The 26,061-nt window shown below is 62.3% G+C and carries 20 protein-coding genes and 1 pseudogene; 2 read left to right on the top strand and 19 right to left on the bottom strand.

Annotated elements, in window-relative coordinates; translation table 11 throughout:
• Window positions 1-757: 757 nt before the first annotated feature.
• The 17 genes and pseudogenes from V7S54_RS32050 to V7S54_RS31970 all read right to left on the bottom strand — a co-directional run bounded on the left by V7S54_RS32050 (window position 758) and on the right by V7S54_RS31970 (window position 22,163).
• Window positions 758-1,801 (bottom strand): ABC transporter ATP-binding protein, encoded by a 1,044-nt coding sequence (locus tag V7S54_RS32050; RefSeq protein ID WP_336409892.1) that lies wholly within the window; start codon window positions 1,799-1,801, stop codon window positions 758-760.
• 12 nt (window positions 1,802-1,813) lie between these two features.
• Window positions 1,814-3,520 (bottom strand): GH32 C-terminal domain-containing protein, encoded by a 1,707-nt coding sequence (locus V7S54_RS32045; protein WP_336409891.1) that lies wholly within the window; start codon window positions 3,518-3,520, stop codon window positions 1,814-1,816.
• Between the two features lie 2 nt (window positions 3,521-3,522).
• Window positions 3,523-4,416 carry a carbohydrate ABC transporter permease gene (locus V7S54_RS32040; RefSeq protein WP_065377353.1) on the bottom strand — a complete coding sequence of 298 codons (894 nt, stop codon included), beginning with the start codon at window positions 4,414-4,416 and terminating at the stop codon, window positions 3,523-3,525.
• Window positions 4,409-5,341 carry a carbohydrate ABC transporter permease gene (locus V7S54_RS32035; RefSeq protein WP_058329177.1) on the bottom strand — a complete coding sequence of 311 codons (933 nt, stop codon included), beginning with the start codon at window positions 5,339-5,341 and terminating at the stop codon, window positions 4,409-4,411. Before V7S54_RS32035 ends, V7S54_RS32040 begins: the two co-directional genes overlap by 8 nt.
• A gap of 73 nt (window positions 5,342-5,414) precedes the next feature.
• Window positions 5,415-6,707, bottom strand: coding sequence for an ABC transporter substrate-binding protein (locus V7S54_RS32030; RefSeq protein ID WP_442892643.1), 1,293 nt, complete (start codon window positions 6,705-6,707; stop codon window positions 5,415-5,417).
• A gap of 51 nt (window positions 6,708-6,758) precedes the next feature.
• Complete coding sequence (locus V7S54_RS32025; RefSeq protein ID WP_336409889.1) at window positions 6,759-7,754, bottom strand: LacI family DNA-binding transcriptional regulator; 996 nt, start codon at window positions 7,752-7,754, stop codon at window positions 6,759-6,761.
• A 289-nt stretch (window positions 7,755-8,043) separates the two neighbouring features.
• Window positions 8,044-8,610 (bottom strand): autotransporter outer membrane beta-barrel domain-containing protein, encoded by a 567-nt coding sequence (locus tag V7S54_RS32020; RefSeq protein ID WP_336409896.1) that lies wholly within the window; start codon window positions 8,608-8,610, stop codon window positions 8,044-8,046.
• 782 nt (window positions 8,611-9,392) lie between these two features.
• Window positions 9,393-10,643 (bottom strand): annotated as a pseudogene (locus V7S54_RS32015) (Ig-like domain repeat protein); the annotation flags it as partial.
• Window positions 10,528-12,255: a beta strand repeat-containing protein gene (locus V7S54_RS32010; RefSeq protein WP_336409888.1), complete on the bottom strand. Its 1,728-nt coding sequence runs from the start codon at window positions 12,253-12,255 to the stop codon at window positions 10,528-10,530. The gene V7S54_RS32010 and the pseudogene V7S54_RS32015, both read right to left, overlap by 116 nt.
• Window positions 12,256-13,018: 763 nt before the next feature.
• Window positions 13,019-14,527, bottom strand: coding sequence for an amidohydrolase family protein (locus tag V7S54_RS32005; RefSeq protein WP_336409887.1), 1,509 nt, complete (start codon window positions 14,525-14,527; stop codon window positions 13,019-13,021).
• 58 nt (window positions 14,528-14,585) lie between these two features.
• Complete coding sequence (locus V7S54_RS32000; protein ID WP_065377348.1) at window positions 14,586-15,479, bottom strand: ABC transporter permease; 894 nt, start codon at window positions 15,477-15,479, stop codon at window positions 14,586-14,588.
• A complete protein-coding gene (locus V7S54_RS31995; RefSeq protein WP_065377347.1) occupies window positions 15,476-16,513 on the bottom strand; it encodes an ABC transporter permease in 1,038 nt (345 codons plus the stop codon). Before V7S54_RS31995 ends, V7S54_RS32000 begins: the two co-directional genes overlap by 4 nt.
• Window positions 16,510-18,090 (bottom strand): ABC transporter ATP-binding protein, encoded by a 1,581-nt coding sequence (locus V7S54_RS31990; protein WP_336409886.1) that lies wholly within the window; start codon window positions 18,088-18,090, stop codon window positions 16,510-16,512. Before V7S54_RS31990 ends, V7S54_RS31995 begins: the two co-directional genes overlap by 4 nt.
• Window positions 18,091-18,237: 147 nt before the next feature.
• Window positions 18,238-19,263 carry a BMP family ABC transporter substrate-binding protein gene (locus V7S54_RS31985; protein ID WP_336409895.1) on the bottom strand — a complete coding sequence of 342 codons (1,026 nt, stop codon included), beginning with the start codon at window positions 19,261-19,263 and terminating at the stop codon, window positions 18,238-18,240.
• A gap of 111 nt (window positions 19,264-19,374) precedes the next feature.
• A complete protein-coding gene (locus V7S54_RS31980; RefSeq protein WP_336409885.1) occupies window positions 19,375-19,695 on the bottom strand; it encodes an NIPSNAP family protein in 321 nt (106 codons plus the stop codon).
• An 11-nt stretch (window positions 19,696-19,706) separates the two neighbouring features.
• The gene (locus V7S54_RS31975; RefSeq protein WP_336409884.1) at window positions 19,707-21,332 is read right to left on the bottom strand and encodes a GMC family oxidoreductase; all 1,626 of its coding nucleotides are present in this window, start codon (window positions 21,330-21,332) and stop codon (window positions 19,707-19,709) included.
• Window positions 21,333-21,335: 3 nt separating this feature from the next.
• Window positions 21,336-22,163: a uracil-DNA glycosylase gene (locus V7S54_RS31970; RefSeq protein ID WP_336409894.1), complete on the bottom strand. Its 828-nt coding sequence runs from the start codon at window positions 22,161-22,163 to the stop codon at window positions 21,336-21,338.
• Between the two features lie 256 nt (window positions 22,164-22,419).
• Between V7S54_RS31970 and V7S54_RS31965 the strand changes: the two genes are divergently transcribed.
• Window positions 22,420-23,052: a TetR family transcriptional regulator C-terminal domain-containing protein gene (locus V7S54_RS31965; protein WP_083203881.1), complete on the top strand. Its 633-nt coding sequence runs from the start codon at window positions 22,420-22,422 to the stop codon at window positions 23,050-23,052.
• A 192-nt stretch (window positions 23,053-23,244) separates the two neighbouring features.
• A complete protein-coding gene (gene fdxA / locus V7S54_RS31960; protein ID WP_065377341.1) occupies window positions 23,245-23,583 on the top strand; it encodes a ferredoxin in 339 nt (112 codons plus the stop codon).
• Window positions 23,584-23,738: 155 nt separating this feature from the next.
• On the opposite strand, the gene V7S54_RS31955 is transcribed toward fdxA, so the two are convergent.
• On the bottom strand, window positions 23,739-25,061 hold the full coding sequence (locus V7S54_RS31955) for an amidohydrolase family protein (protein ID WP_336409893.1): 1,323 nt from the start codon (window positions 25,059-25,061) through the stop codon (window positions 23,739-23,741).
• A 71-nt stretch (window positions 25,062-25,132) separates the two neighbouring features.
• The gene (locus V7S54_RS31950; protein WP_057251120.1) at window positions 25,133-26,056 is read right to left on the bottom strand and encodes a LysR family transcriptional regulator; all 924 of its coding nucleotides are present in this window, start codon (window positions 26,054-26,056) and stop codon (window positions 25,133-25,135) included.
• Window positions 26,057-26,061 lie beyond the last annotated feature (5 nt).

Below are 26,061 nucleotides of genomic sequence, written 5' to 3'. Positions count from 1 at the left end.
GTCTCATGAGCCATTCCTTGCGAGTGACAACCCATTGGTATCTATCGCAAGTCGCACTTCATCCTTGAACCCACCCCCCCACAGACCATTATTGCATAACGTACATTATGGAACCGTCCGATGTGCCGGAAAACATGGATTGCGGCTGATCCTTGCCTTGCCGCGCTTGACCCGGCCTCCCGCGAAACGCGCGTGCGCGACGCAGACCTCAGCGCCACAGTTACCTCGGGAACGGTCGATGCAGTTGAGTCGCCTACAATGTAACCTAACTCTGGTTCGGTTATGGACGTTTCCGATGCCCACTTCACCCTGCGAAAGATACCTCAGGATATGCGATAAGAGCGGACATACGCGTTTGCGCCCGCGTCGTCTCCTTCGTGCAGCCAACGACAACCGGCATGATGCCGATCACCTGTTCGTCGCCACTCCTGGGAGCGCTACGATATCCCTTACTCGCGAACGAAGGCCAGCGATCGAAATCGGATCGGCCTTGTCCATGCTGGCAGCGGTAGTCCTCGCTACCTACGTCGAGCTAGAGGTCATTACCGGCACACTGAACCAGGTGCTCGACGGGTTGTTCGTCGAGGCGTCGTCCGTCCTCTGGTGACGTCACACGGGCCATTGGAGCGGAGCAAAGGTTCCGAATCAACGTCCGCCGCCGCTTCGATCTCGCCCTCCTTTTTACTCTCTAAAGGAGCCTGGCGGATGGCATGCCTCTGCCCGAATGGGCCAACGGGCTCGCGACAGGCGTGCCGTTTCAGTTAATCCTGGCGCCTCCCGCAGAGAAGAGGTGGATCTTCTCTCCTTTTGGCGCGAGGTGGACCTGCTGTTCAGGGCGAAGGTCCACACGTCGATGCAGAACGATAGCGGCCGTCTGCGTGCCGACGCGCGCCGAAAGATGCGTTTCAGCGCCTGTCGGCTCAACCGTCAGGACCGTTGCTGGAATGCCCGTATCGGCAAGCTCGAGGTCTTCCGGGCGGATGCCGTAGGTTCGGGCTTCATTGCTGCGCAGGAATGGTAGTGGCAGGGAAAGCCCGCCCTCGATATGGAAGCCTCCGTCGCCGACGTCGCCTTCAAAAAGGTTCATTGCAGGCGAGCCGATGAAGGTCGCAACGAAGGTGTTGTCCGGGCGGTCGTAGAGGTCGAGCGGTTTGCCGATCTGTTCGATGCGGCCAGCGCGCATGACGACGATCTTGTCGGCCATGGTCATCGCCTCGATCTGGTCGTGGGTGACGTAGACGATGGTGGTACCGAGCCGCTGGTGCAATTCCTTGATTTCGCTGCGCATCGTCACGCGCAGCTTGGCATCGAGATTGGAGAGCGGCTCGTCGAACAGAAACACCTTGGGGTGGCGGACGATCGCGCGGCCCATCGCGACGCGCTGGCGCTGGCCGCCGGAGAGCTGCTTCGGCAGGCGGTCGAGCAGCGGTTCCAGCGCCAGAATGCCGGCGGCTTCCCTGACAAGCCGGTCGATCGTCGCCCTGTCGCGGCCCTGGAGTTTCAGGGCAAAGCCCATGTTCTCGGCGACCGTCATGTGCGGATAGAGTGCGTAGCTCTGGAACACCATGGCGATGTCCCGCTCCTTCGGCGCCACCTCGTTGACGATGCGGCCGTCGATGCGGATCTCGCCGCCGCTGATGTCCTCCAGCCCCGCCAGCATGCGCAGAAGCGTGGACTTGCCGCAGCCGGACGGGCCGACGAGCGTGACGAACTCGCCATCCTCGATATTCACGGAAACGCCGTGGATGACGGAGGCTGCCCCATATTGCTTCAAAACGCGATCGATCGTTACCGATGCCATTGTCTTCCTCCCTTAAAGCTTGAGTTGCCAGATTTTTGCACTGGCGGCGGCACCGGTTAGCGTCGCCGAACTAGCGGCGGAAAATCCCGGAATGCGCTTGGTGCCGGTCCAGCGGCCGTTGTCGGCGAACACCTCGATGGAACCTGCGTCGAGAAAAATGCGCAGCTCCGAAGGCTTGGCGCCGGATGCGAGATATCGCGGTGGCTCTTTGCCAGTGCCGGCATCAAAGAGGATCGCCAGGCCGTCGCCATCAAGCTTCACGCCGAGTTTGACGTCCGGGTGATCGAAGGCGAGTTCAAACGCGGCGCCGGGCTCGGGCAGCGAGAGCACGATCTCGACCGCGCCGCTTTCGAGCGGAACCGTCTCGCCGGCGGCGAGCGCCGCTTCGTCGAGCTGCGTGTGGCGGAGGCTTTCCGCTGCGACGCTCGGTGGCGTCAGAACGGCATCTCCATCGAGAAGCACGCGACGCGGCAGCGTCATTGCGGTCGGGAAGTCGTCTTTCTTCGAAAAATCCGTCCAGTTGGCGAGCCAAGCGATGCCGACCGGCTCGTCGCCGTCGACGAAGGCCTGGAAGGCATAGGCGTCGGAGCCGAAATCCAGCTCCTGTTCGAACTCGGACAGGAATTTGCGGCCGTCGAAGCGACCGACCGTCACGGAGGTGAGGTTGCGCCGGCCGGTGGCCGGGTCCCTGCTGGTGAGCAGGCCGAAGATCAGCGCCCAACGGGTATCCGGATCGTCCGCCTTCCCACCGAGCGGCACCATGCAGGGGCATTCCGCTGCGGTCATACCAAAACGGTCCTCGCGATGAATGATGCCGAGAAAGGTCCAGCCGGCAGCGCCTTTCGGGTCCGTCGTCTCATAGAGCAGAACGACGCCGCCCGACCTGTCGCGGCTGCCGAGCAGCATCTTCCAGCGGCCGTCCGGGCCCTTGAAGACATAGGGATCCCGGAAGTCGGTGGTGAGGTTCAAACCTTCCGGACGGACCGGCAGAACCACCTCGGATGGACCGGCGACGATGCCGTCGCGACTGAGGGCGGAGAGCTGGATCTGCTCTTCCGGCTGCCGATCGCGAACGTGTTCGGTATAGAAGACGCGGATCTCCTGCCCCTCAGGCCCGGAAATGGGGATGGCCGAGCCGGAAAAGGCGCCGCCGCGGCCGTCGTCCTTTTCGGACAGATGATCCGCCGGAAAGAGGAACATCGGCAGGTGCGTCCAGTGTATCAGATCTGTCGAGACGGCGTGTCCCCAATGCATGGTGTTCCAGCGCAGACCGTGCGGATAGTGCTGGTAGAAGAGATGGCCGCGGCCGGCGAAACGGCCGAAACCGTTCGGGTCGTTCATCCAGCCGAAGGGCGGCCGGAAGTGGTAGCCGGCCGGCACCTGAGGCGGTGCGGTACGCATGTCGTGGTGCAACACGCGAATCCCCTCCTCCAGCACCGTCTGCGGATGGAATGCGTAGACCACTGAGAGCGCGGTCGTTTCCGCATCATAGGCGAGTACAGTATGGCCACCGGTCCCGAGCGTCACTGCGAAGAACTCGAACTCCTCGGTGCGGCGCGTGGACGGATCGGCGATGTCATTGCGCTCGACACTCACGAAGAGCTTCGCCGTGCCGCCAGTTTCGCGCGCCTTGATCCAGAGATGCAGCACCGTGCCGGCGGCAAACTCGGCCTCGATGATTTCAAGCGCGGGGCTCGCGGGTATTGTTTGGGAAGTCATAGTCAACCTTTCACGGCGGAGCCGACGAACGAGCTTACGAACCAGCGCTGGAAGGCGAGGTAGAGAATGAGGACGGGGATCATCATCAGGACGGAAGCGGCCATGGCGCGGTCCCAGTAGATGCTGTCCTGTCCAAAGAAGGTGGCGATTGCGACCGAGATCGGCCTTGCATGGTCGGTCTGCGTGACGAGTGTCGGCCAGAGATACTGGTTCCAGCTCTCGATCCCCATGAGGATCGACACCGTTGCGAGCGCCGGCAGGCTGAGCGGCATGTAGATCGAACGGTAGATGCGAAAGGCCGAGGCCCCGTCCATCTCCGCGGCCTCATAGAGTTCCTTCGGCAGTTGCGCGAAGAACTGGTAGAAGAGGAAGACGTAGAGCGGGCTTGCTACCCAGGGCAGGATCTGGACGGCAAAGGTGTCCGTCAGCCCTGCCCGCGACATCATGACGACGAGCGGCATGATGATGCTTTCCTGCGGGATCACATACAGCGCGACGACGAGCGCAAGCAGGACCGCCTTGCCGCGCAGCGAGCCCCAGGCCAGCACGAAGCCTGCCATGGAGTTGATGATCAACCCGGAAACCACGGTGACGACGAGGATCACCAGCGAGTTGAACAGGTAGCGGCCATAGGCAAGCTCGCCGGAGAAATTGGCGATCTCCCTGTAGTTCGAGAGTGTCGGGTCGCTCACCCAGAAGGCGCGGAAGCTGCCCATATCGGCAAGGATCCGGAAGCGATCGTCCTTGAGGCTGGCAATGAGCAGCATGAAGAGCGGCGAGATCATTACCAGCGCGATGATGAAAATGCAGACGGTCTGGACGATACGAGGGCCCGTCTTGCTGTTGCCCCGGGATATGGCCAGCGGGGCCGGCTGGTTGAGCACGAGATCAGACATCGAAGCGCCTCAGGAGTTTGCGCTGGAGAAGCGCGATCAGAAGAACGATGACGAAGAGAATGACGGAGACGGCAGAGGCATATCCGAGCTTCTGTTCCTCGAAACCGGCGCGCACCATGTAGTGCACCACGGTCTCCGTGCTTTCCTTCGGCCCGCCCTGGGTGAGGATTGCAACTTGGGTGTAGAGCTTGAAAGCCTGGATCGTCGTGATGACCAGCACGAAAACATGGGTGGGACGCAGGCCCGGCATGGTCACGTGCCAGAAACGACGGAGCGCGCTTGCCCCATCGATGCGGGCGGCGTCGTAAAGCTCTTCCGGAATGCCCTGCAGGCCGGCAAGGTAGATGATCATCTGGAAGCCATAGGCCTGCCAGGCCGACAGCAACACGATCGAGAACATCGCCCAGTTCGGGTCGCCGAGCCAATCGATCGGCTGGATCATTCCAGCGGACAAGAAGCCGACGATCTGATTGAGCGGACCGCTCGGATACTGAAACAGCGTGCCCCAGATCACGCAGACGACAACCATGGAGGTGATCGCCGGCAGGAAGAACATGCCGCGCAGAAGATTGCGCATCGGCAGTTTCTGGTGGAGCAGCAGCGCCGTCAGGAAGGCCAGACCGCACTGGACCGGGAGCACCCAGACCGTGAAGCGCGTGACGTTCCAGAGCGACGTCCAGAACAACGGATCGGTAAAGACGCGCTGAAAGTTCAGGAGGCCGACGAAACGAACCGGCGTCGGGCGCGGCACGAGCGGCTGGTTGGTCATCGCCGTCCAAAAGGACAGAAGGAACGGCGTGATCAGGAAGATGGCGAGCAGCAGCACGGCGGGCGCGATCATCGCGACTTCCTGCCAAAATCGCTGCCGGTCACGTCGCCTGCCGGCGCGCGGAATGGCCGGCGCAGACGTCTGTTGCAAAGTCATGGTCTCCTCCTCATCGCTCATCCTCCCGAATCGCTGCCGGGCCGGCCAAAGAGGTCGGCCCGGCGAATGCGCGTTACTGCTGTTCGTCGAACGGCGGATAACCGGCGTTGTCCTCGATATCCTGGTCGATCTTCCTGGCGGCGGCAGTCAGGGCTTCCTGTGCGTCGCCGCCGTTGAAGATCTTGTCGACCGCCTGCATGAAGGCCGAGGTAATCGTCGGATAGGCAGGGTGCGGCGGACGGGCGACCGCGGACTTCGAGGCCTGTTCGAAGGCGACAGCAAGCGGTCCGCCTTCAGCGTAGAGCGGGGATTCCGCAGCAAAGCTCTTCAGGCCCGGATAGGCCGACTGGGTCTTGGCGTAGTCGCGATAATCCTTGTCCTTCAGAAGGAAGCTCAGGAACTTGCCCGCGGCCCCAGGGTTTTCGGAGGTCGCCGAGATGCCCCAGATCCAGGTGCCGTTCGGGCTGACGCCCTTCTCGCCGATTTTCGGCAGCGGCATGACGACGATATTGTCCTTCATCGCGGCGGCGGCTTCCGCATAGAACCAGTGCCCGCCCATGGCGAGTGCTGCCGGCTGACCCTCGGCATAGAACTGGTTGGTGCCGGACGACGTCGGAACGACCCAGCCGTTTTTCACCCAGGTCTGCATCATCGTGAGCGCCTTGACGCAGGCTTCGCTGTCGAGCGCACCGCTCGCCTTCCACGCCTTGCGATCGATCAGATCGCAGCCAGCGCTTTCGAGCAGCGGGCCATAGGCATAGGTGATCCACTCGGTCTTGATGCCGTAGCCGCGGAACGTGTCGATCGGCCACTTCACGCCTTCGAGCTTGGAGAGCTTTTCGAGATAGCCTTCGAATTCCTCGCGCGTCCAGGCGTCGTCGACGGATTTCGGAATGCGTGCGCCGATGGCTTCGAGATACTTCTTGTTGCCGTAGAGGACGACCGAGGAGTCGGTGAGGCCGATCGCATAGAGGTCCTTATCGATCGGATAGGTGCCCTGGGCGATGTTCGAGCCGGTCATGTCGTCGAGGACATCCTTATCGACGAGCGGCTTGATCGGCTGCAGGTATCCGGACCAGACGTAGTTGGCGAGGAACGGTGCGTCGAGTTCCATCACGTCCGGCAACTGCTTGGCCATGACGGCGGCGCTGAACTTCTCATTATAGGCGTCGTGCGGCGCGTAGATCAGTTCGATGTCGACATCCGGATTGGCGTCCTCGAAGCGCTTGGCGACATCGCCATAGGCCTTCACCCAGCCAGGATCGCCCTGGTGCATGACATGAACGACGGTTTTTGCATCGGCAATACCGGCGCTCCCCAAGAGCGCCGTGGCGGCGCAGAGTGCATTGCGTAAACGATTACCCAAGTGCGCAGTCATTGTTTTCTCCTCCTGTTGAATGCGATCACAAAACTGAATTTAGACGGATGCCCGCTCGACCAGATGGAAGGGCAACTGCCGCAGATGCGGCGGCTCAGGTTGCCCGGCGAGCAGGATCTCCATGGCAAGGCGGCCCATCGCGCGGTGCGGCAGGGCCATTGTCGTCAATGGCGGATCCAGCCGCGAGGCAAGCTCGACCTGGTTGTCGAAACTTGCCACCGCAATGTCGTCCGGGATGCGAAGGCCGGCACGCGCAAGCGCGGCATAGACCTCCATTGCCACTCGGTCGTTGCCGCACAGGATGGCGTCCGGCCGCTGACCGGAAAGAAGTGCCTCCACATGGGATGCGACAAGGCTTGGCGCGCGGTCGCTGTAAACGCTGCGGCGCACGGCCGGAAACACGCCGAGCGGATCGATGCCTGCCTCCTCCAGCGCCGCACGAAAGCCCTTCTCGCGCAAGGAGCCGGCCAGAATGCCCGGCAAGTTGATGAAGGCGATACGGCGCCGGCCTGCGGCCAGCAGGTAACGCACGATCTCACGTGCCCCGCCCTCTTCGTCCGGGACCAGCGACGTGACACGGCCGGAGGCCTCGCGGCAGTTGATCATGACCCCGACGGAACCAGCCAGCGTTGGCGGCAGATCGACGTCCTTGTGATACATGGCGGCGTAGGCAACGGCGCGCGGCCGGAACTGCTGCACTTCGTCGAGCACCGAGCCGATCGACTGTCCGCTGCTGTGGTTGACAGCGAAGATGGCCATGCCGGCGCTACGTGCAGCCCCATCGAGTCCACGCACAATTTCGGTGGCGAAGGGCGAGGTGATCAGCCCATCGGACACGACGCCGACCAGCGGAAGCCAGCCCTGACGCACGCCGCGCGCGGCCAGGTTCGTTACATAGCCGAGCTCCTCCGCAATCGCCTTGACCTTCTGACGGGTCTCGTCCGACATGCGGGCGGAGCCACCATGCAACGCGCCGGAAACCGTCTTCACCGAGACGCCCGCACGTTCCGCGATGTCAGAAAGGGAGATTGTCACGATTGGTGCCTTTGATGGGTTATCGATTACCCATTAATTCAAACCCGGCCCCATTGTCAAGCGGTCATCCGATCGAAACGCCACCATAAGCCTTGAAGGATGATCGCTGCGTAGAGCTTTGCACCCGACATCGCTCCGCCAAGACGGCGAACAGCCCCGAAATCACCACCAGCCACTGCCACGCGAAAAAGGACGCCATTTCCGATGATGCGAAATAAAGGTTGGAACTTGGCTCAAGAGGGACGAGAGCCGCTGTGCGTTCCACTGCGGCTTTCTGTTTCAGTCGGGGTCAGGCCTGCTCAGAATTGCTTGCAGCCCTCACCCGTCCGCCAAGAGATTTCTGGCCGTCACCCTCGATGTCGAGAAGGAGGCTGGCGTCGAGCATCCAGAAATCGACGGTCTCCAGCGTCAGGCCGGCGGTCAGTGTGCCGTAGGCGCCGGAGCCGTCGAGACCGGCATAACCGGCTGTCGCACCGAGCTTCGGCGTCACAGTGGAGCCGTTCTCCAGGGTGAAGGAACGCGCGATCTCCGCCCCGAGACTTATTCGGAACTGTTCGGCGTCGAAGCCCTCGATGGTGATTTCGTCGCCCGCACCGTTGCGCACGCTATAGTCCTTGACCGTCTCGTTGAAGTAGACAGCCCGGAGCTCCGGTGTCAGCACCGTGACCTCGTCGATTTGCCATTCGCCCATGATCGCCGTGTCGATCAACCAGCGTTTCGTGTCGAACGAACCGTCCCAGAAGGCTGTGTCGATGTCGTTCGCCGAGCCGCCATAGAGCAGGCTTGTATCCGAGAACACGCCCTTGCCGATCTCGAGCGAGGCATAGGGGCCGGCGAGCCAGCCGTTGCCGTCAATTCGGCGTCCTCCTTCGTCGGATCGGTCATCCGGTCGAAATGGAGTGACAGGCCGACCAGCGCCTTTTCAGAAATCAGATAATCGGCGCCGAGATTGAGCATGGCGAAGCTGCCCCACTTGTCGTCGTTCTCGTCTCGCTTGTGCGCCATCAGCGTGCCGTCGATCCAGACGTTGAACGGCGGGGCATAGCCGCCAGCCGATTCCATTTGCGCAAGACTGGTCGCGAAGCTGGCCGTTATGCCATCTTCCGAAGGCGTCATACGGGCAGTGACTGGATCCGTGGCGTTGCCCAGCTGCCGACGTTCTAGAAGGCCCGGAACCCTGATCGAAGAGGCGATCAGGCCCTGCCGGGTCTGGACGAAACCGTGCACGAGGTCATCAATATTATCGGCGACCTCGGCAGGATTGTAGCCGATCTTGTAGGTCACCGTACCGGTGTTGGAGGCGCCTTGCGCGTTCATCAGCCTGAAGCCAACCCGCACAGTACCCGAGTAGGCCGGGTTCGGGATAAACTTCAGATACCAGCCGAGAGGCGTCGGACCCGCTGCGGCAAATTCACCCCGCACGATGCTCGCCGTGCCGGCATTGGCCGGTTCCACGAATGTGGGGCTCGCATCAGTGAACGGACCGCCAGTGGCGCCGGCCTCGAGGTTGACATTGACGGGCATGCTGCCCGACGGAACGTCGACTGTCTTGTCAGTGACGGTGACGGCGCGTGTTTTGACCGTCAGAGTGTAGCTTGCCGTTCCGGTGGTGCCGTGACCGTCACGCGCTTCGATGGTGAAGCTATAGTCCTTCGCCTCGGCCGCCGTATCGAGGGGACCCGTCAACTCGCCGGTGGAGATGTTGAGGATCATTCCGGCCGGCAACGTGCCGGATTTGAGACTGTAGCTTAGCGCTCCCGCTCCCCCCGTTGCGTGGATCTGCTGGCTGTAAGCCTCACCAGCCATGGCCTCAGGCAGTGCCCCGCCGGCGGGACTGAACGTCATGGCCGAGGCAGCCACCGTGACCGTGACAGCGCCCGAGGTCGCAGCGGCATTGTTGCTGTCACCTGAATATTCCGCGGTGATGGAATGTGCACCGACGGCCAGCGCCGCGGTGCTGAACGTGGCCGTGGTGCCGGAGACGGAGCCGGTTCCAAGCGTCGTGGATCCGTTCTTGAAGGTGACGCTTCCCGTCGGTGACGCGCCGCCGGCCAAGGTCGCCGTAAAGGTCACCGATGCGCCAAGCACCGGATTGCTGTCGGAGACCGAGACAGTGACCCTTGGAGCAACCGGCCCGACCGTAACGGTCACGGCGGACGAGACCGCAGCGGCATTGTTGCCGTCACCCGAATATTCAGCGGTGATGGAATGCACGCCGACGGCGAGCGCCGCGGTGCTGAAGGCGGCCGTGGTGCCGGACACCGTGCCGGTTCCAAGCGTCGTGGATCCGCTTTTGAAGGTGACGGTTCCCGTCGGCGACGCGCCGCCGGCTAACGTCGCCGTGAAAGTCACCGATGCGCCGAGCACCGGATTGCTGCCGGAGGCCGAGACCGTGATCGTCGGAACCGATGTCAGGTAGGTAAAGCCACCATTGAACGTATCGGTTCCGTTCGGCGTAGTAAGGGCGACCGTGACAGGCCCAGCGGCATGCGCGGGCGTCGTCACCGTGACCTCACCGTCGTCGACGACGGTGAGGTTGCTCCCGGCAACACCGTCGAAGATAACCGCAGTCGTATCGGTGAAACCCGTACCGGTAATGGTGACCACCGTGCCGCCGGCCGTGCCCCCGGCATTCGGGGTGATGTTGGCGATCGACGGAGCAGGCGCTGCGTCGTCATTGAGGATAGTGCCCATACCCTGGCTGTCGACGACCGTCGCGCCGGCGACGTTTGTGACATTGACGAAGAATGTCTCGTTCGGCTCAAAGTCCGTATCACCGAGCGCAAGCACTGTGAATGTGGCGTCGGTCGCGCCCTGGCTGACCTGACCGCTTGTGGAATTGGTTGTGTAGTCGCCAGGGGCGTTGGCGGTGCCGTTTGCCGTCGCAATGTCGAAGGTCACGCCGCCGACACCGGCCGGTTTGTCTAGCGATATCGTGAAGGTGCGGCGTGTAGGTGATTGTCGTGCCAGAAGCCGATGCGGTGCCGTGGGCCGGCGCCGACGTAACCGCAACGCTATCTGCCGCGCCGCCTGTGAGGGCGAGCGTGATTGCGTTGTTCGCCGAGTTCGCATCGACCGTCGCGGACGCATTGCCGGCGACGGGCGCCTGCAGCGCGAGTATGGTCGTCAGCGAATAAGCGGCCGAGCCGCTCGCACCGTAGGTGTCTACGGCAGATACGGTGAAGTTGACGGTGCCTGTCGTCGTCGGGGTGCCGGAAAGAGTGCCCGTTGCGGTATTGAAAGACAATCCCGTTGGGAGCGTGCCGGAGGAGATGGTGAGCCCATAGGTATAGGGCGCGGTGCCGAGCGATGCGGTCATTGACTGGCTATAGGCAACGTCGGTCGTGCCGCCGGGCAGCGCTCCTGCCGCTGGCGACAGGGCCAGTGTGGGTCGGTTCACCGTGATGGTAACCGTCGCGGGCGAAGAGGTGCCGGCTGAATTCGTGGCGGTGTAGGTGAAGCTGTCAGAGCCGGAGTAGCCTGGTATTGGCGTATAGGTAACGGTCGTGCCGGAGGCCGACGCCGTGCCGTGCGAAGCGGCCGTGCCGATCGCAACCGACGTCGCCGTGCCGCCGGAAAGGCTCAGCGTGATCGGGTTCGCCGACGAGTTCGCATTGACCGTCGCCGATACCGCGCCTGCAACCGGGACGATCTCGTTGACGTTCAGTGTGTACCCCCGCGAGCCCGAGAACGGCGCGCTAGGGCCAGTCGAGCTGTCGGTAGCGACAATCTGGAAGCTGTAGCTCCCCGCAACGGTCGGCGTTCCGGAAAGTACACCGCCGGACGAGAGAATGAGACCAGCCGGTAATGTGCCGGATACAGAGAAGGTATAGGGGCTGGTGCCGCCGGAAGCCGTCAGCGTCTCGCTATAGGCCGTCCCAACGGTCCCTGTCGCCAGCGAGACGTTCGGCAAAACGATGGTCGGGGCCGATACGGTGATGGTAACCGTCGCCGGCGACGATGTGCCGCCCGCATTTGTCGCCGTATAGGTGAAGCTGTCGGGCCCGGCATAGCCTGGCGTCGGCGTATAGGTGATGGTGGCTCCCACAGCCGTCGCCGTGCCATGCGCAGCTGGCGCGCTGACCGTCACCGATGTCGCTGTTCCACCGGAAAGGTTCAACGTGATGGGGTTTGCCGACGAGTTGGGGCTGACTGTCGCCGAAACCGCACCGGCAATCGGAACGGCGGGGTTGACGGCAAAACTCTGCTGTACCTGCGGGGCGGCGTTGTAGGACGCATCGCCGGCCTGGTTGGCATTGATCGTGCAGGTCCCGGTCGTCACGAAGCTCAACACACCTGCGCCATCAACGGTGCAAACGCCGGTGGTCGCGGAGGTGAAGACGGGGCTGAGCCCGGAACTGGCGCTTGCCGTCAGCGTCGGCGTCGTGCCGAAATTCTGCGGGCCCGGATTGTTGAAGGTGATGGTCTGGTCGGTCTTTCCAGCGCACGTAACCGTCGCCTGTACGGTTCCGCCAGCGGGCTCGCTCCAAGCGTAAACCACAAATTGAGTATCGTCAGCGGGTATTGTCAATGTAGCGTTTAGATTCAACTCCGCGCCGGGTGCAGCATATGCTTCAAATGAAGTGCCGTCAGACATATTAACGCCAGCGTTCTTGTAAATCGCGAAGCCTGCGCTGTTCGAATTCACAGTGCCAGATGAAGTAACCCTGTATGTGACTTTTTCGCCGGCGAGGACGCTAAGGTTAGCCTGCCACAACTCGCTTGTATTCGAGAGGGAAACGCCGCTCCCCCACGTTGCGTTGATCGCACTGCAACCAGCCGATTGAGCGTGCGCACTCTGGAAAAACGCCAGGCTGATCAAGAAGGCAGCAACGAAGGCGAACCAGACGTTCCCCAGCCGAAGGACTGCGTTGGTGGCGGCCCGGAGCACCCAAGCGGCGGAGACAGCCGACTGAAAACGCTCGAGCATTTTCAGCCATGTGAACGCCATGCCTGCAAGAGCAAGCACAAAAACAACTATCGTCGATGTCATCGGTTCCCCGTCTGCCTTCCCCCCGAAGGCCGTCCAAATCGCGCAAGCGCCCGCAATCCATGCCTGGGTGCCGAAAAGCTTTGCTCCAGTGAAGAACTTTCGCTCAGCTTGTAAGCCAGAAAATCGCAAGTTACGCGTGCAGTGTCATCAGTAGATGGTTGTCATGGTTCGCGCCACACGAACGATGCGGATTGCCCAAATTTTTTGCTACGGAGGGTTGCAACAAAGCTGGCTACGTCACTCTGAAAAAACGTCTGCCGTCGAGGGCGCGTCACACGGCATCGCCTTGGTATCGGTTGAGAGAAATGTCCATCGCGGTCGCCATTCGATGGACCTCTGCCAGGACGGGTTCGAAGATCGCGTTGCGGCGCTCAAGTTCGGCGTGTTCGGCAAGATATGCCGGTACGAGTTCGGAAATCTCATCGAACACGGCCTGTTCGTCCACTGTGGTCAGACGCCCGTCCTGCATGACGATTCGTCCGGCAACCATCACTGTTTCCACCGACGATCCGTTTTCCGAATAGGCAAGGTGTTTGGCGACCTCGTTGAGCGGCACGAAAGGATAGTTGCGCATATCCAGGACAAGAAGATCAGCCGACTTACCGACTTCCAGCGAACCGGTCACGTGTTCCAGCATCGCCGTCTTGGCGCCGCCGATCGTCGCCATGGCGAGGATCTCGTCCGCCCTCAGCCATTTCTCATAGTCAGGACCGGCGGCGCTATGAACAAGACCGGCGACGCGCATGACATCGAAGATACGAGACGTGTCGTTCGACGAAACGCCATCCGTGCCAAGGCCGATCGTCACACCGGCATCGAGCAGGCGGCGGATCGGCGCGATCCCGGCCCCAAGCTTCAGGTTGGAGACGGCGTTGTGGGCAACGGAGACGCCCGCCTCCCCCATCAGCTCGATGTCCTTGTCGCTGACCCACACCGAATGCGCGATGGTCGTATTGCGTTTCAGAAGGCCGAGATCATGCATATAGGCGATCAAGGACTTGCCGTGATGAACGAGCCCAGTCACCGCCTGTGTCTTGGTTTCGAGGACATGCGTGTGGAACGGCACACGCCTTTCAACTGCCAGCTCCATACAGGCCGCCATGAGATCGGGCGTGCAGCGCTGCGGCGCGGAAGGGGCGATCATGAACTGCAGGCGGCCCGACATGCCGTGCAGGCTGGAAAAGGCAGCGCGGCAATAGTCCGCATATGCTCCTGCCGACATCGGCGGACCAAAATTGAGAAGATCCTGCATCGCCGAGGGCATTATCTCGCGCACAAAAGGCAGGGCATCAAGCGGATGCACATTCATCGCCGCGCTGGAAACATTGGCGCGGATTCCGACATCGTCGTAGGCGCGAAAGACGGTGGTAAGCCGGTCAAGATCGTGCCTCGGCGGGTCGAAGAAGTCGTCGCAAAGCGTTGTGACGCCGCTCCGCAGCGATTCCATCGCCAGCAACAGGCTGCGCAGATAGAGCAGACGCTCGCCGATAGGGTCGTTCATCAACAACGGATAGGCATAGAGCAGCCAGAGTTCGAGCGGCATGCGCTCGTAACGTCCCCGCAGAAATGTCTCGCTGGAATGCGTGTGGGCATTGACCAGCCCCGGCATGACCAGCTTGCCGCGTGCCTCGATAATTCGCGCGTCAGGTCCGGCGACAAGACCCGAGCCGATCGATCTGATCTCGGTGCCTTCGATCAGGATGTCAGCGGCAAATGGTGTTGCGCCGTGAGCGCGGTCCGTCGCAACTATCGTCCCATTGCGGATGAGAATTTCGCTCATGACAAATGCCCCGGAAACCACTGAATGACCTGAGGATGGCGTCCGCCGCACATCATGATTATTGATCCCTGAGCTCGGCGAACGAGCTTGCGGCTTTCGCGCCGCCGCGAAGCTTTCCGGACAGCCAGACGCCGAAGACTGTCGCGAGATAGGGCAATGCCTGCAGGAGGTCGTGCGGGACCCTGTCGCCGAAGGTCAACTGCGCCCGGATGCCGATGGCGCCGACGATGGCGAAGAACAAGGCAGCGAAGGTAGCCCCGACCGGATGGGCGGCACCGAAGATGACCGCAGCAAAGGCCATGAAGCCGCGACCGGCCGTCATGCCCTGGGCAAAGAACTGCAGGCTGCCCGCGGCAAGTTCCGCGCCGCCGATAGCGCACAGCACCCCACCGATCGAAAGCGCCACGAGCCGCATGCGCGAGGGGTTGGCGCCGACGCCGCGCGCGGCGAACGGATGCTCGCCGCAGGCGGCAAGCCGCAGGCCGAAGCGTGTCCGCCGCAACAGCACCCACATGGCGAAGACAACAAAGGGCATCGCGGCAACCGAGACCGACAGCACACCATAGGAGCCGAAGGTCGGCCCCAATTTAGGAATGCCGAAAGGCGCAGTCACGGTTGCCTGGCTGCCGAAAATCGACTGCACGGCCAGTGCCGTACCGCCGACACCGAGACCGGTCAGCCCCAGGCCGGCGATAATGGGATTGGCCTTCAGCCTGTCAATGACGAACCAGAGAAGCACCGAGGCCAGCACGCAGGCGAGAATGGCGATGAGGATGGCCGCACCAACGGACTTTGTGAGCATGATGCCGAGAACTGTCGCGCAGGCGCCGATGATCATCAGGCCCTCGAGGCCGAGGTTCCAGACCCCTGCCCGCTGCGCGATGACGCCGGCGAGCGTGACGTAGATCAGCGGCGTTCCGGAACGCAGAATGGAGATGATGATCTCATTCATGTCTTGCGCCCTCCGAGACGCAGCACCCTGTCGATGAATGTCGACCTTGCGGTTATGAACAGCGCGATCGCCGCATTGATGATGTCGATCGCCGCCGACGGCAGCCCCGCCATGATCGGCAGATAGAGTGCCGCCGAGGCAAGGCCGCCGAAGAAGATGGCCGCAACCGCCGTTCCGAGAACGGAGAGATTGGCGACAAGCGCGATCAGGATCGCAGTGAAACCATGCGCCGGCAGGAAGCCCGAGGCGATGCGGCCGTTCGGCCCCATGAACTCGATGGTGCCGGCAAGGCCCGCAAGCGCACCCGAAACGAGGAAACTGGAAAGGCCGAGCTGCCAGAGGCGCGCCCCCTGCCATTCCACCATCGTGCCATTGCGGCCTGCAAGGCTTGCCAGGATGCCGAAGGAAGTTCGGTTCACCAGCAGCCACATGAGGATGCCAACGACCACCGCGATTGCGATGATCGCCGGGGAGAGACCGAGAGAATCCGAGATGCGATAGGCCGCATCGAGCGGGCGGCTCGATGCCTGCTGACCGGAACCCGAGGGATCCTTCAGCGGCCCTGAGGTGACATAGACCAGCAGCAAGCCGGCCATGAAGTTGCCCATCAGCGTGGTGATAACCTCGTCGGTGCCTGAGCGCAGCCGCAGCAATCCCGGCCACAGCGCCCAGAGAGCACCGCCGAGCATGCCGGCAAGAAGCAAGGTCGGGATAACCAGGAAAGCTGGTCCGCCCTTTACCGCTTCGGCAGCGAAGGCGGCGCAGATCGCGCCGACATAGAACTGCCCCTGGGCGCCGATGTTGAAGAAACCCGCCCGGAAGGAAATGCCGACGCCGACGGCCGTTATGAACAGCGGCAGCGCCCATCTGAGACTTTGCTCGATCGCGCCGCTTCGCAGGAATGCCCCATCGAGCACCGCCCAGAGCGTCACCGGGGCATTGTAACCGGCAAGCTGGAACACGAGCGCGCAGAGGATGAGCGCGAAGATCACAAAGATCAAACTGCGGACGACGGTGATGAGACTGTCTTTCATGCGCTTGCCCCTGCAGCGGCACCGGTCATGGCCGCTCCCACCAACCCGATGTCGAAGGGCGAGCGGAACTCGCCATTCAGACGTCCCGACAGCATCACCACGACGCGATCCGATATGTCGAAGAGCTCGTCGAGATCCGACGAGATCAGCAAGATGGCCGCGCCACGGTCGCGCGCCTGCCTGAGCGCCTGCCAAACGAAGGCAGTGGCCCCGATGTCGAGGCCGCGCGTCGGCTGGGCCGCGATGATCAGCTTCGCATCGGGATCGATCTCCCGAGCGAGGATTACTTTCTGCGCATTGCCGCCCGAAAGCGACCCGGCCTTCTGCGCGGAATTGTGGTAGTGAACGCTCCATTCCTTGAGTGACCGGTCGCAGGCATCGCGCACTGCCGAGGGACGGATCAGCTTGAGCAGCCTGCCCTGCAGCAGCTCCCTCGCGCTCCAGTTCTGCCAGAGCGAACTCGTGAGGCTGAGCCCCTCCACATTGCGCTCGAAGGGAATGATCCTGAGGCCGATCGCGCGACGGGCGGCGAGCGGTTCGCCAGTCACGTCATGGCCGGCAAGCTGGATCGATCCACTTGTCAGATCGGCGAGAGCGGAGATAGCCCGCACCAGCGTCTTCTGTCCATTGCCTTCCACCCCGGCGATACCCACGATTTCGCCCGGACGGATCTCCAGATCGACGCCATCAAGGGCAATGCCTCCGCTGTCCGGCCGTGTAGAAACGGCCTTCACCGAAAGGATGGCAGGGCCGGTCGTGTTCACCGGCTGATCGACGTCGGCACCGACTGGCGAATTCGTTCCGACTAACGCATCGCGATCGTGCCAATCGAGAGTCCTTGCCACGGCGTCACCGACGATCAGCTTGGCCAGGCGGTCCCCCGAAACCCCCGCCACCGGAAGCGGTCCTTCGACCTTCTGGCCGCCCCGCAGCACCGTGACCGTGTCCGCAATACCCAGCACCTCGCGGATCTTGTGCAGGATGAGGATAACAGTCACCCCACGTTCCTTAAGGCGGCGAACACGCGCGAACAGCATGTCGATGCCCGCGGGAGACAGGACTGCGGTTGGCTCGTCGAGAATGAGGACGCGCGCATCTGTGACCAGCGCGCGGGCAATCTCTATGCCCTGCTGTGTCTCGATCGGCAGATCCCGGATACGCCGGTTCAAGTCGACCTGGACGTCGAGCCCCGCAAGATGCGCCCGCCATTTTTCAGCGAGCCCCTTGCGACTATAGATGCTGCCCTTGCCCGTAGCGCCAAACTCCATGGTCTCGGCGACGGTAAAGGACGGTGGCAAGGCAAAACTCTGGTGGACGAGCTCCACGCCCGCGGCCCGGCTTTCGCTAACCTGCCCCGTCCGGATGTCGTGTCCCATCACGTTGACCGCGCCGGAGGTCGGCTGGACGAGGCCGGCCGCCACGCGGGCAAAGGTGGTCTTGCCGGCTCCGTTCTGACCGACGACCGCATGGATCTGGCCGGGAGCGAACGAAGCTGAAACCTCCGACAACGCCGTCACGTCTCCGAATTTGACGGTGACGTTGCGGCACTCCAGGGCCGATTTCGGAGAATTGGACATGCTATGGTTCCCATCGAGAGCGGGAGGTTCGCGGCTGTCAACAGGGCTGGAAAGGAGCCGCGAACCCCAGTGACCTCCCCCAAGAGAGAAGGTCTGTGCCGACGTCCTTCGAAGCCTCGGGCTGGCTCGGCGAGCCAGCGCCAGGGATCAAAGGGTGGTGTTGAACGGAACCTTGATCGACCCATTCAGGATGCCGACGCGAACCTTGTCGACCTCGATCAGCGCTTCCTTCGCCTTGGCGTTCAGATCCGCCGGCCCCTGTTCGGTGAAGACCGGCGAGAGAATGAAGTCGATGACGCCGGTGCCAAGGCCCGTGTGCTCGTGCGCACCGCCCTTCCATTCGGGCCCGACCGCCTTGGTGGCCTCGTTGTAGAGCGAGGCGCCGAAGTCCAGGCTGACGATCGATATCAGTGATTTCGGACCGAGCTCATACTGTCCGGGCGCGAGGCAACTCACCATGCGCCCTTCCTTCTCGTTGGCCGCGGCAATGATGCCGCCGTCGGTGGCCGCCGCATCGGTCTGGATGTAGTCGATGCCGTCATTGTACATCTGGGTAGCGATTTCCTGACCCTTTGCAGGGTCCTGAAACGAGCCTGCAAAGGCGGCGATGACGGAGGCATCCGGTCGAATGGAATGCACGCCGGCCTTGAAGGCGTTGAAGTCTGCGTTGAGAGGCGGAATGGAAACGCCGCCGATGAAGCCGGTCTTGCCGGTCGACGACATCTTGGCCGCGAAAACTCCCGACAGATAGCAACCAAGATAGTAGTCATAGGAAACGGTCACGACGTTCGGGATTGCCGGCTCGAAGGGGTCGGCGAAAAGCTGGATCCACTTGGTGTTGGGATAGGACGGCGCCAACGCCTTGAAGGGCTCGGCCACTTCGTTGAAGGTCGAGACGATGATCGCCGCGCCCGCGTCGCCCAGCGTGCGGTAGACGGTTTCGTAGGTCGCCGGATCCTGTGCGTAGATGGCGCGGTATTCGAAACCCTTTTCTTCCGAAAGCTGCTTGAGCTTGGCGATCATCTGGTCCACGGGACCATTGTCGCCGGCGGCCTGCGTGTGCACCAGAGCGACCAGACCTCCGGAGGCGCGAGCGAATTCAGGGACGACGCTGGCCGCAAAGGCCAGCGCCGCGGCACCCGCGCTCGCCTGCAGGAAGGTCCGGCGATGCATTATGTGCTGTGCGCTATTCCCAGTCTTGTCTGTCATGATTGTTCCCTTTTTATCTTGTCGTTTCGCATGCGCATGCCAGGGCGCAGGTAATCCTGCGCTCCGCTTCCTACCTCAAAGCGGCGGGGAATAGGGGGCCGGGTTCATGATCATCACTTCCTGATTCTGGATCGCGTCCAGCGCCCAGACTTCGGAGATGAACTTCTGCCAGTCCGGGTCCGCATACATGGCCGTCCGGCGCGCCTCGCGGTCCGCGAGGCTGTCGTAGGCCCACATCAGAACGGTGGTGTGAAGCGTTCCCAGTTCCGAGACATAGAGACCGACGAACTTGTTGAGATGGCGCTTCTGCACGGGAAGGCCGTCGGCCTCGTACTTCTTCATCCACTTGTCGACCGTGCCGGGCTTGAAGGTGTAGGTGCGGTGTTCCAGGATCATCAGATTGCTTCCTATGCGTTCAGGACGAATTCGGCGCATTTCTCGCCGATCATGATGGCTGGGGCGTTGGTGTTGCCGCTTGAGATGATCGGCATGATCGAGGCGTCCGCGACACGCAGCCCCTCGATGCCGCGCACCTTGAGCCGCGCGTCCACCACAGCCATGGGGTCGTTGCCCATCTTTGCGGTTCCAACCGGGTGGAAGGTCGTCATGGCAGTCGCCCGAAGCCAGTTCGTCAGCGCTGCGTCATCGAGCGCTTCCGGTCCCGGTGCCAGCTCCTTGCCGCGATAGCGGTCGAAAGCCTTCTGGCCGACGATGTCACGGGTCAGCCGGATGGCATCGATCATCGTGCGGACGTCGAAATCGTCACGGAGGTAGTTCGCCTGGATCTTCGGCTTGTCCGTGGCGTTCGCCGAGCGCAGCGTGATCTCGCCGCGGCTCACCGGATTGACGGGGCCGACGCGGATCGTAAACCCGTGGTTCGCCTCCACAGCCTGCTTCTTCCGGAACGGATTGGGAAAATGCAGGTTGGCCGTCTTTTCCAGGGCTGGCATGAAGTGCAGCTGGATGTCGGGCGCAACCAGGCCATCGTTCGAGCGGATAAAGGCACCGGCCTCATAGGGGAACGTCGTGGTGACACCCTCACCGAACAGCATGCCCTGGGCAACGGCGGGGATGAGCTTGTCTGCCCGCAGGTCGCTGAACAGCGTGATCGGCTCCCGGCATTCCCAGCTCATGACGCAGTCGACATGGTCCTGGAGGTTCTTGCCGACGCCCGGCAGGTCCAGCACCGGCGCGATGCCAAGCGCCCGGAGCTCGTCTGCCGGCCCGATTCCGGACAGAAGCAACGCCTTGGGCGAATTGACCACCCCTGAGGAGAGGATCACCTCCCGCCCCGCACGGGCGCGTCCCAGCACGCCGTCCTTCAGATACTCGACGCCGCACGCCCGGTCGCCGTCGATAATCAGACGCGTGAGCTCCGCCCCCGTCAGCACCGTGAGATTCTTGCGGCCGAGTGCCGGACGCAGGAACGCCCATGACGTGGACCAGCGCTTTCCCTTGCGGATGGTGAAGTCGTAGCGGCCAAAGCCTTCTTGTGTCGATCCGTTGAAATCATCGTTGGCCGGATAGCCGGCCTGGATGCCCGCCTCGCAGAACACGTCCATCAACGGATTGTTGCCACGGGCCCGGCAGACGGTGAGTTCCCCGTCGCCACTGTGGAACGCGTCCTTGCGCTGGATATGCGTTTCGGAGCGTCGGAAGGCTGGCAGCACTTCATCATAAGACCAGCCGGGCAGTCCGAGCTGCGACCAGCGATCGTAGTCGTGGCGATTGCCGCGCACGTAGATCATGCCGTTGATGGTGGAAGTCCCACCCAGCACCTTGCCGCGCGGCCAATAGAGCGAACGGCCATTGAGATAAGGCTCGGGCTCGGTGTGATAATGCCAGTTGTAGATGCCCGAGTGGAACAGCTTGCCCATCAGCATCGGCAGCCGGAAGAGCGGATTGCGATCCTTGCCGCCAGCCTCGATCAGCAGCACGCGGTTTGCCGGGTTCTCCGACAGACGGTTCGCGAGAACACAACCGGCCGAGCCCGCACCAACGATGATGAAATCATATTCCGGGTTACGCGCCATGGTTCACCACGCGATGGGCCGGTCGCCCATCGCCTCCAGATGAGAATTGCAGAGAAGGAAAGGATTTTCTCGGCCCAGTACCTTGTCGGCAAAGGCGGGATGCTCGCGCTGAACATAGGCGACATGGCCCGTGCGTCCCTCGGCAACACCGGCTTCCGAAAAGATGTCCGCCGCGGCCGCGCCGAAGCCGAGGAAGACGACCGGCTTGCCGCGCGCCACAAGCGTTTCGACCACGCGCAGCATCAGCGGCCGCCAGAAGGACAGATGCCCGCGCGACTGGTGCGGATCGATATCCACGCGGAAGCGAGAAAGCGTCAGCGATGCGTTGAGCAGGAGAACACCCTCCCCGACCCAACGGTCGGCGATCAGGCTCGGCGCCTCGAACGAACCGGTGGGATCGCAAAGCAGATGCCGCACATCCGGCCAGCGGCCGAAATCGCGCGCAAGATCCTCGTCACCAAGGCGGGCGGCCGCAATCAGCTGCATATAGGCGCGGATGCTCTTCGAGAACATCTTGTCCAGCTCATCCCATGCAGCGAGATTTCCGGCCTCGAAGGCACGCCCCGTCGCAAAACCCGGCTCGGGATAAGGATCCTGGCCGAGAACCATGCAGCGCACGCCATCGGGCGCAATTCCGTCGAACGCCGCTAGGGCATGCGCGCCCCTTGGCTGACCGGGAAACGTCTTGCCGCGGCGCACCGGGAAGATCGGCTCCCACGGCTCCAGCTCGAGGTCCGCATCGATACGGCCAAAATCGTCGCCGACGGGGCCGAGCGCGGCACGCCAGGCATCTGGCAGATCGCCCTCCCAGCCTGCAAACGTCTCCGCCATTTCCTCTCTCAGACGCATCGGCATTACGGCTCCCCTTCCGTTCATTGCAGGGAGACTAGACAAAAGCTGACCAAAGTGTCAACTTTCAAAAAGCAGAAAATGGCGAAGCGGTCAACTTTTCTTGACTACATCGTCAGCTTTCTGGCGAAGGGCGATACGCTTGCATTTCGCTGGAAAACGCGGCAATTGCAAAGGCAATCTCGCCACCACGCATGATTGCCTGGTAGGAAGCGACGGCGAGATGGGGGCGAACCATATGGCAAGGGCAGTACGAGATCCCGAAGAGCGCATCCGCGAACGCAACATGCGGCTCATCATCAAGGCCGGGATCGAAATCTTCGCCCGCAAGGGCTTCGACGGCACGCGCATCGCCGAGATTGCCGAGGCCTCGGGCCTGCCCAAGGCAAACGTCTACTACTACTTCTCTTCCAAGGAGGAGATCTACACCGCCATCATCGCGCATCTGCTCGCCAGTTGGGATGATGCACTGAAATACATTTCGCCGGAGCGCGAACCGGCGGAAGCGTTCAAGCTCTACATCAAGGCGAAGCTGGAATACACGCGCAAGAACATGGCAGAGTCCCGGCTCTTCGCCAGCGAAATCATTCAGGGCGCCCGCTTCCTCTCGAGGAAGGATCGCGAGCACATCCGCCAGGTAACGGACACCCATGTCGCGGTCATCGAGGGCTGGATCGCCGCCGGCAAGATGCTGCCGGTCGATCCGCGTCATCTCTTCATCATGCTCTGGGCGTCGACCCAGTTTTACTCGGACTTCGAACCCGTCGCCGTCGATGCGCTCAAAAAGCCGCGCCTGAAAGCCGACGACTACGAAAGGGCGGCAAGCACGATCACCGAGACGATCCTGAGAGGCATCCTTCGACACCCCTAGGCCGGTTCAGCATCGGCAAGTGTAGGTCTTGAGCCCTTGATCGCGCGAACGAGCCGGAGAGATGCCAAACAAGGCCGAAGCGGCGGCAGGACGTTGCCTTTTTGGCAATCGACGCTGCGAATATCTGTGCTTCTTCGTCAAGGGAAACTCTGAATAATTGGCCGTGCAAGCAACTCTTCAGAGACCAGCAAGATGGCCTATGTCATTACCGAACCCTGCATCGACGTGAAGGATGGCGACTGCACCGCCGCATGCCCTGTTGACTGCATCTACGAGGGTGGCCGTACCTTCTACATCCACCCCGATGAATGCATAAATTGCGGGCTCTGTCTTTCGATCTGTCCCGTCGATGCCATCGTCTGGGATCACGAGATCGCCGACAATCAGCGCCATTTCATCGCTGTGAACAAGGAGTTCTTCGGAGCCGACGTCACCGGAATGGGCTCACCGGGCGGGTGGAGCAAGGAGTACTCGACGGTGCAGGACCATCCCTTCGTTGCCGCCTTCGAGAAAGCGGCGACCGTCGCATAACCGGACCTGATCCACAGGAGCAAGACAGGGCCGTTGCGCAGACGCAGGTCGACGGCTGGCCCAGAGAGGCGAAGCTTGAGGCCGGTGGAAAGCCGTCCCGTCTCGGCCCTCGCCTCACGTATCCCGAGATGTTTTTGCGGCCTCGCCGCTTGGGCTCACCAGCCGGAATAATAGGCCCGCGTCGCCGCGGCAAGCTTGGTCACGAGTTCACGCTCGCAGTTCAGCCGCGGAAGGTCCGCACGCGCCTGCTGCAGGAGTTCGGCCCGGGCACCTTCGAAATCGACCCGGGTCAGCTTCCCATCGCACATGATCTCCTGCCCGCCGACGTAAAGTCCCTTCGCGTGCGCCGCCGTCATTCGGGTGAGCAGCACCTCCGCCTCATCCAGATCGTCTATCAGGCTGTCGACAATCAACGCACCGTAATCCACGAGCACGAGATCTTCGTTCGCCGTCGCATTCACAACCGTGGCGCCGACATGGATCGCGGCATCGAAGACGCATCCAGCCGTAAACGTCCGCGCTAGGCCGCGGCCACCGTGCAACAGATGGGCAAGGCGCAGTTCGCGCCAAAGGTCCTGGTCGTCGTCAAACCCTGTCCCGTCGAGGCCGAAAGCGAAAACGGACCCGCTTGCCGGTGTGCCCGCGAGCGGCGCCACGCCTGAACGCAGTCGCAAGTTTGCCGACGGGTTCGAAACGAGCTGCACACCCCTTGCTGCCAGCAACTCCAGCTCATCCGGTCGCAGTTGAACGCCATGGGCAACGGCGAGCCGGGGCGAGAGGAAGCCGATATCGTCGAGGTATCGGACGACCCCTTGTGGAAAGCGCCTGTCCAACCACAGCCTCTGCCTTGGACTTTCGAGCAGATGCATGTGAATGCGCCGACCAGTTGCGTGAGAGGCCTCGGCGATGCTTTCGAGCAATGCATTGGAGCACCACTGCGGCCCGATCGGGCCGTACTGGACATCGATCAGCGGGTTGGTGTTGGCTGCGGCGACCGCGTCGGCCGCCGAAATCTGGACCGAAGGCGGGGCATATTGGGGGATCGAGGCACTGAGTTCGTCCCAGTCTACCGGAGCGAGATACGGCCGCAATCGCTGCGGCCCGCCGTCATAGGCCCACGGATCGTAGTCGAGAAGCGGGCAGGAAAGCGCGAGTCTTATGCCCACGTCGCGGGCTGCACGCATGACGGCACCAGCCTCGTCGACGAGGCGGTCGACGTTCAGCGAATTGTGGCAGTGCATGGTCGCACCGACGCCCGTTTGCGCCAGCCGGGAGAATGCGACAAGCGCCTCCAAATAGGGGTCGGTTCGCGGTCGGAGCCGAAGTCCCGGGATCCACACTTCCAGGGCATCGTCGACGTTGCCGAAATCGAGCGTGCGGATGCCATAGCCGTGGTCATGCGCGTTGACGGGCGGCGGCATCAACAGGGCATTGGCCGGGATCGCTGCCGAGGAGGCACCGTCAGGCAGATGCCGCAAGAGGTTTGGCTCGCGCCTTGCGGCCTCGTGGCCAGGACGCAAGAGAAGTCGCCCGGGAATGGATGCTGCACTCAAGGATTGATTGCCTCCATGATCTGGTCGCTGAACCTCAGCAGTTCCGCACCAACGAATTCGATGACGGCTTCGGCCGCGTGGGTGCGCTGCCGGCGTCGCTGCACGAGAATTCCGATATGCAGGTTCTGAAGGCGCGATCCGGAAAGCGGTATCGGAACGACATCGCCCGCCTTGATTTCCGCGAGGAATCCGATCGGCGTGAAGAAAGCCACTCCCTGCCCCGAGATGATGAATGGCTTGAGCATCATCTGGCTGTTCGACAGCACAAAGGGCCGCCCGGTTCGTTCGAAGACCGAGAGTTCGATTTCGATGAGCGAGCGGATCGGCTGCGTATCGAGTTGCAGAAGCAGGTCGTACTGAGCGCATTCGGCGAGGGAGACCTGCCGCTGCTTCGCCAACGGATGTCCCCGTCCGACGAAAGCCATCAGCGGCATCGGTACGCGAAAGAGCATCTCCGTGTCGTCTGGACGGGCGAGATCAAAGGTCAACCCCATGTCGACATCGCCTTCGGCAACCAGGCTGCTGATGTTGCCGTGACCGGCGGTGTGGATATGGAAGCTCACGCCCGGATGGATGCTGTGGAACGTGTTGACCATGTCCGGCAGGAACTGGATGGCCAGACTGTCGAGACAGGACATCTGCACGCGACCGGCCTTTTTTCCCTGCAATGCGCCGAGATCGCTGCGCAGAAGCTCGAAATTCTCGAGCGTGACCCGGGCGTGGCGCAGCACGTTTTCCCCGGCGACGGTCAGCCTCAGGCCGTTCGAGAGCCGTTCGAACAGGGCGATCCCGAGCTCGTCCTCCAGTTTTTTGATCTGCCGGCTGACCGCCGAGGACGCGACGTGAAGCTCCTCGGAGGCCTTGCGAATGGACCCGGACCGCGCGACCGAGACGAAATATTTCAGGATGCTGGCGTGCATTCGAT

The organism is Ensifer sp. CCNWLY38, assembly GCF_037120565.1.
GTDB classification, from domain to species: Bacteria; Pseudomonadota; Alphaproteobacteria; order Rhizobiales; family Rhizobiaceae; genus Ensifer; species Ensifer adhaerens_H.
The sequence above is the reverse complement of the archived record's forward strand: the minus strand, read 5'-3'. Positions and strand labels throughout refer to the sequence as shown.